Origin of the sequence: Streptomyces sp. NPDC059371, from assembly GCF_042751995.1 — a bacterium.
Lineage (GTDB): Bacteria > Actinomycetota > Actinomycetes > Streptomycetales > Streptomycetaceae > Streptomyces.
This window is the reverse complement of the sequence record NZ_JBHYXD010000022.1, coordinates 104,122-110,472: the sequence shown is the minus strand read 5'-3', so window position 1 is coordinate 110,472 and position 6,351 is coordinate 104,122. Positions and strand designations below refer to the sequence as shown.

5 protein-coding genes are annotated in these 6,351 nt (G+C 69.5%); 1 reads left to right on the top strand and 4 read right to left on the bottom strand.

From position 1 onward, the window contains the following. Positions 1–65: 65 nt before the first annotated feature. The 4 genes from ACFXGX_RS15800 to ACFXGX_RS15785 all read right to left on the bottom strand — a co-directional run bounded on the left by ACFXGX_RS15800 (position 66) and on the right by ACFXGX_RS15785 (position 5,089). Complete coding sequence (locus ACFXGX_RS15800; protein WP_384790455.1) at positions 66–1,775, bottom strand: glycoside hydrolase family 3 protein; 1,710 nt, start codon at positions 1,773–1,775, stop codon at positions 66–68. A gap of 9 nt (positions 1,776–1,784) precedes the next feature. After that, complete coding sequence (locus ACFXGX_RS15795) at positions 1,785–2,660, bottom strand: carbohydrate ABC transporter permease (RefSeq protein ID WP_384790452.1); 876 nt, start codon at positions 2,658–2,660, stop codon at positions 1,785–1,787. Continuing rightward, on the bottom strand, positions 2,657–3,646 hold the full coding sequence (locus tag ACFXGX_RS15790) for a carbohydrate ABC transporter permease (protein ID WP_384790449.1): 990 nt from the start codon (positions 3,644–3,646) through the stop codon (positions 2,657–2,659). Before ACFXGX_RS15790 ends, ACFXGX_RS15795 begins: the two co-directional genes overlap by 4 nt. Positions 3,647–3,805: 159 nt before the next feature. Then, entirely contained in the window at positions 3,806–5,089 is a 1,284-nt protein-coding gene (locus tag ACFXGX_RS15785; RefSeq protein WP_384790445.1) for an extracellular solute-binding protein, read from the bottom strand. Positions 5,090–5,526: 437 nt separating this feature from the next. Between ACFXGX_RS15785 and ACFXGX_RS15780 the strand changes: the two genes are divergently transcribed. Next, positions 5,527–6,291 carry a GntR family transcriptional regulator gene (locus ACFXGX_RS15780; protein ID WP_351552819.1) on the top strand — a complete coding sequence of 255 codons (765 nt, stop codon included), beginning with the start codon at positions 5,527–5,529 and terminating at the stop codon, positions 6,289–6,291. Positions 6,292–6,351 lie beyond the last annotated feature (60 nt).

The following is a 6,351-nucleotide window of genomic DNA, read 5'->3' as shown; positions in this document are numbered from 1 at the left end:
CCCCCCGAGGGAGTGCCCGGCACCGGTGCGTCGTGGCCCGCAGGCCGGTCCGGGTCGGACACGGCCTACGCGCCCGCGATGACCTCCGCCGCCGCCTGGCCGCACACCCGCGCGGCGCCGTGGGTGGCGATGTGCAGGGCGCCGCGGGGCGCCGACTGGGGGACGCCCATCTCGACCACGACGGTGTCGGGGCGGGAGGCGAGCAGCACGTCGAGGGCCGCCGCCATCCAGGGGTGACGGTGTTCGTCACGGACCACCGCGACGAGGGGCCGCCCGGCGGCGGCCGCGAGCGCCGAGGATCCCGCGTCCTCGCCGGCGAAGCTGCCGGTCTCGGTGCCGGGAAGCAGCCGGGCCAGCTCCGCCGCCACGCCCCAGGGGGTCTCGTCGCCGACGGCGATGTTCGCGACCGGGGTGAGCGCGGCGACGAAGGGTGCCTCGGCGAGCGGGGTGTACGAGGCGGAGCGGGTCACGGTCAGCGCGCGCCGCGCGGCGACCAGGCCCACATCGGCGGCTCGGACCGCCGTAGCGCCGTCTGCGCCGTCCGGACCGTCTGCGCCGTCCGAGCTGCCTGTACCGCCCGTACCGGCTGCACCGTTCGCACCGCCGGTGACACCCGTACCACCCGAACCGTTCACGCCACCCGCACCGCTGGCACCACCCGTACCGCCTGAGGTGTTCGAGCCGTTCGAGCTGTTCAAGCCATTCGTGGACGAGAGGACCGCCGGGCCCGAGAGGGCCGGGGAGGCCTTCCGGGCCGCGGAGGCCGCGGCCGTCCACTCGGCCAGGGCCCGTACCCGGTTCGCCGCGTCCGCGAGGCGTTCCTCGGGGAGCTCGCCCGCCCGGACGGCGGAGACCAGGGCGTCCCGCAGCCGGCGCACGGTGTCGTCGTCCGCCAGTCCGCCGCCGACGCAGATGGCGTCGGCGCCGGCCGCGATCGCCAGCACGCTGCCCCGCTCGATGCCGTACGTCGCCGCGATGGCCTGCATCTCCATGCCGTCGGTGACGATGAGGCCGTCGTAGCCGAGTTCCTCGCGCAGCAGGCCCGTGAGGATGCGGCGGGAGAGGGTGGCCGGGCGGTCCGGGTCCAGGGCCGGGACGAGGATGTGCGCGCTCATCACGGCCCGGCTGCCCGCGGCGATGGCGGCCCGGAAGGGGACGAGTTCGCGGGAGTGGAGGACCGACAGGTCCGCGTCGATGCGCGGCAGGGCGTGGTGGGAGTCCACCGCGGTGTCCCCGTGGCCCGGGAAGTGCTTGGTGCAGGCGGCGACGCCGGCGGCCTGGAGGCCGGTGACGTAGGCGGCCGTGTGCCGGGCCACCAGGCCGGTGTCGGCGCCGAAGGACCGTACGCCGATCACCGGGTTGGCGGGATTGGAGTTCACGTCGGCGGACGGCGCCCAGTTGAGGTTCACCCCGCACGCGGCCAGTCGGCGGCCCAGTTCGCGGGCGACCTCCTCGGTGAGCGCCACGTCGTCGACGGCGCCCAGCGCGTGGTTGCCGGGGAAGGACGACCCGGTGCGCACCTCCAGTCGGGTGACGTCACCGCCCTCCTCGTCGATGGCGACCAGGACGTCGTCACGTTCGGCACGCAACTGGGCGGTCAGGGCCGCCAGTTGCTCTGGCGAGGCGATGTTGCGGCCGAACAGGCCGACGGAGGCGAGGCCTTCACCGAGGCGGCGGAGCAGCCAGTCCGGAGCCGTGGTCCCGGTGAACCCGGGCTGGAGCACGGTCAGGGCGTCGCGCGTCAGGGTGTCTGTACCGCTGGCGAATGTCGTCATCGGGGGGCGTTATCCCTTCACGGCGCCCGCGGTCAGACCCGCGGCCATCTTGCGCTGGACAAGGAGGAACAGGACGACGATCGGCACGGCCATCATGGTGGCTCCGGCCATCATCGGGGCGTACTCGGTGCCGTGCTTGGTGGTGAAGTTGCCGAGCCAGACGGTGGCCGTCTGGTTCTGCTGACTCAGCAGCATGAGGGCGTAGAGGTACTCGTTCCAGGCCTGGATGAAGGCGTAGACGGACGTCGCGACCATGCCGGGGGCCAGCAGCGGGAAGACCACGCGGATGAAGGCGCTCGTGCGGCTGCACCCGTCGACCATCGCCGCCTCCTCCAGCTCCTTCGGGATGTTGACGATGAAACCGCGCAGCGTCCACACCGTGAAGGGAAGGATGAAGGTCAGGTAGGTGATGATCAGACCGGAGAGCTTGTCGTACTGGTCCAGGTCGTTCAGCAGCAGGAAGACCGGGATGATCATGGCGACGAGCGGGATCATCTGCACCGCGAGGATGCCCACGATCACGATCTTGCGGCCGCGGAAGGCGAAGCGGGAGATGGCCAGCGCGGCCAGCATCCCGACCGCGATGCCGATCACGACCACCGCGAGGGAGACGATCAGGCTGCGGCCCACCGGGCCCCAGAAGTCGGCGATGTCGAACGCGCGGCGGAAGTTGTCGAGCGTGAACCCGGTGGGGAACAGGCTCGGATCGGAGTCGATCGCGTCCTTGGCCGGCTTGATCGCCGTGTTGAGCATCCAGTAGACGGGGAAGCCCGCGGTGAGGAAGACGAGCAGACCGAGCAGGTTCCAGCCGAGCTTGGACTTGCGGGGCCCGGAGGACTTCCGCCCCGTGGCGGACGTACGCCCGGACGTGGCGACGGCACTCATTCGACCTCTCCGATCTGGAGCATCTGACGCATGTACACGGCCACCACGCCGAGGAGCAGCAGCACGGTGAGCACGGCGATCGCCGAGCCCTGCGCGTAGTCGTTGACGACGAAGGCACGGTCGTACGAGTACGTGGTGAGGAGCTGGAACTCCGCCTCCGGGTGGCCGCCCCGCATGACGAAGACCTGCGGGAAGACGCCCATGTCCCAGATGACGGAGAGGGTCGTCAGCATGACGATGATCGGCTTGAGGATCGGGATCGTGACATGGCGGAAGACGCCCCAGGAACCCGCGCCGTCGAGCCGTGCGGCCTCCTCCAGCTCGGCGGGGACCTGGGTGAGTCCCGCGCTGAGCGTGATGACCACGAAGGGCACCGCGCCCCAGACGACCAGGAGCATGATCACGCCCAGGCCCTGCCATCCGCTGGCGAACCAGTTGTGGCCGACCATGTCGACGCCGGGCAGCTTGCTGAGCAGCGCGTTGAAGACGCCGTAGTCGGAGTCGAAGAGCCACTTGAAGACCGTGGTGGCCACGATGATGGGCATGCCCCAGCTCGCCACCAGCGCGATGTTGACCAGTGTCTTGACCCAGCCGGAGACCCGCTGCAGGAGCAGCGCGATCAGCATGCCGATGACCATCGTGAAGACGACGGCCCCGCCGGCGAAGAGGACGGTCCGGACGACCACCTGCCAGAACTCGTCGTCCGAGAGCACCTTCGTGAAGTTGTCGAGGCCGACCGACTCGGCCGGCTGGAAGCCCCAGAGCTGGGACTGCCCGAACTTCTGGAAGGAGAGCGTGACCAGGCGCACCAGCGGATAGCCGAGGACGAGCGCGAGGATCAGCAGACACGGGGCGAGCAGGGCCCAGGGGGCTGCCGCCGCGCCCGCGGTCCGCCTGGCGCGTGGCGCCTTCGCGACGGCCGGTGGTGGTGCCTGCCGCGGTGGCGGCACCTTCTTGGCAGGGGTGGTCGTGTCTGCGGCACTCATCGCGCGCTCCTCAGCGGTCCCTCAGGTCGTACGAAAGCGAAGGCTCGAAAGCGAAGGCCCGCACGGCCGGGCGTCAGGGGGCGAGCCCCTGGCCGGGCCGTACGGGAGGCAGGGCCCCGCCCCTCCGTGAAGGAGGACCGACGGGGCCCTGCTCTCAGGTCACTTGGTGTTGATGACCTTGTCGATCGCGGCGTCCGCTTCCTTCGCGGCGTCCGCGACGGACTTCTTGCCGGTGCCGATGTTCTGCAGCATGGTCTGCAGGACCTGGGCCTTCTCGACCTGGCCCCAGCCCGGCGCCATCGGGACGAACCAGCTCGACTCGGCGGCGGTGGCCGGGACGGCCGTCTTCGGGTCGCTCTGGAGGCTGACCAGGTCGGTCTTGTTGTTGGGCAGGTTGCCCTTGCCCATCAGTGCCTTCTGGCCCTTGGCGCCGGTGAACGCGTTGATCCACTCGGCGGCGACGGCCTGCGCCTTCGACTTCACCGGGACGGCGAGGTCGGAACCGCCCAGGAAGACCGGGATGTTCTTGCCGGACGGGCCGGGCATCACGAAGTTCTCGAGGTTGCCCTTGAGCTTGCCGGTCTTGTCGCTCTTCGGGTCCTCGGCGGTCGCGCCCTCCCAGGCGGCACCGAAGATCATGCCCGACTTACCCTGGCCGTAGACGATGTAACGGTCGGACTCGTCCTTGGTCTTGTCGCCGTGCATGTACTTGTCGACGATGGTCTTGAACTCGTTGAGTCCCTTGACCGACTCGGCCGAGGAGAGGTTGGCCTTCCACTGGCCGCCCTCCTCCTTCGCGATGGAGCCGCCGGCGTCGTAGACGAAGGACATGGCCGCGTACCAGTCACGGGTGGGCTGGTACCAGGCGCTGAACTTGCCGCCCTGCTTCTTCTGGATCTTGTCCAGGTCGGCGGTGAGCTCCGCGTACGTCTTCGGCGTGGACTTCACGCCGGCCGAGGCGGCGATGTCCTTGCGCCAGTTGCCGACGCGGCCACCGGCGTAGTACGGCACGCCGTAGGTCTTGCCGTCGTAGGTCACGGACTCCTTGAGTCCGTCGAGCCAGGCGGTCGAGTTGTCGAACTTCGACGCGTCGAGGGGAGCGAAGGCGCCCTTGACCATGTAGCCGAGCATCTCGGTGTTGCCCATCTCGACCACGTCCGGCGCCTTGTCGGTGGCGAGGACCGCGTCGAGCTTGGTGTTCTTGTCCGGCCAGCCGTAGTACTCGTGCTTGATCTTGATGCCGGGGTGCTTCGCCTCGATCGCCGTGTCGGCCTGCTTGACCAGCTCGGGCCAGTTGTTCTGCGCGTCGACCGTGAGCCAGACCGTCAGCTCCTTGGCGTCCGCACCCTTGTCCGACCCCCCGGACTTGTCGTCGTTGCCGCACGCCGCGACGGAGAACATCATGCCCGCGATACCGATCGCGGCTATCAGCTTGCGCTTCACGCCACCCTCCTCAGGGATGCCACAAACCCCCCTGCTCCCCGCGGTGACATACGCCGTGTACCGCCCGTGGGGCCGGGACTGGACCAATGGTGTAGACCAGTACCGGGAGCTTGGCCTAGACCTAGGGGGGTGTCAAGGGTGTGTAAGCCCGTCCAGTCGGCCGTTATGGGACCTACATATGCAAGAACCTTTAAGTAGCCAAGCGGCACAAATTACGGACCCGTCCACGGCCTGCGAAGGAGCCACTTCCGGCCTGTCCGCGCCGAGTTCGCCGGCACCGCCTGCCCACGATGGACTAGACCAACAGGTGCGCCGAGGGTATATAGAGGGGATCACGGAGCGTGCGGGGAACACCCGCGCAACAAGCCGTGCCACGATGTGAGCCGTGGCCGACGACATGGCGGTCGCTTCGGCATCCGGAGCCGGGAAGGCAGAGCATGAGCACCGACGTCAGCAGTGCGGAGAACGAGGGTGGGGCACCCATCCGTACCGCGCGCGTGCCCAAGTACTACCGCCTCAAGAAGCACCTGCTCGACATGACGGAGACACTGCCGCCCGGTACGCCGGTACCGCCGGAGCGCACCCTCGCCGCCGAGTTCGACACCTCGCGCACCACGGTGCGGCAGGCCCTTCAGGAGCTGGTCGTCGAAGGGCGCCTCGAACGCATCCAGGGCAAGGGCACCTTCGTCGCCAAGCCGAAGGTCTCCCAGGCGCTCCAACTGACCTCGTACACCGAGGACATGCGCGCCCAGGGTCTCGAACCGACCTCGCAGCTCCTGGACATCGGCTACATCACGGCGGACGACGCCCTCGCCGGCCTCCTCGACATCTCCGCCGGCGGCCGGGTGCTGCGCATCGAGCGGCTGCGCCTCGCGAGCGGCGAGCCCATGGCCATCGAGACGACCCACCTCTCCGCCAAGCGTTTCCCCGCCCTGCGCAGGTCACTGGTCAAGTACACCTCTCTCTACACCGCCCTGGCCGAGGTGTACGACGTCCACCTGGCCGAGGCAGAGGAGACCATCGAGACCTCGCTGGCGACCCCGCGCGAGGCCGGACTGCTCGGCACCGACGTGGGCCTGCCCATGCTGATGCTCTCCCGCCACTCGATCGACCGGCAGGGCGAGCCGGTGGAATGGGTGCGCTCGGTGTACCGGGGCGACCGGTACAAGTTCGTCGCCCGCCTCAAGCGCCCGCAGGACTGAGCGGTACGGAGCACTCCGCGGGCACGGGGCACGCCCCCGTGCCCGACACCAACCCTCCAC

Coding starts and splice junctions, on each gene's coding strand:
- ACFXGX_RS15780 (WP_351552819.1), top strand. CDS start 5,527: ATGAGCACCGACGTCAGCAGTGCGGAGAACGAGGGTGGGGCACCCATC.
- ACFXGX_RS15795 (WP_384790452.1), bottom strand. CDS start 2,660: ATGAGTGCCGTCGCCACGTCCGGGCGTACGTCCGCCACGGGGCGGAAG.
- ACFXGX_RS15800 (WP_384790455.1), bottom strand. CDS start 1,775: ATGACGACATTCGCCAGCGGTACAGACACCCTGACGCGCGACGCCCTG.
- ACFXGX_RS15790 (WP_384790449.1), bottom strand. CDS start 3,646: ATGAGTGCCGCAGACACGACCACCCCTGCCAAGAAGGTGCCGCCACCG.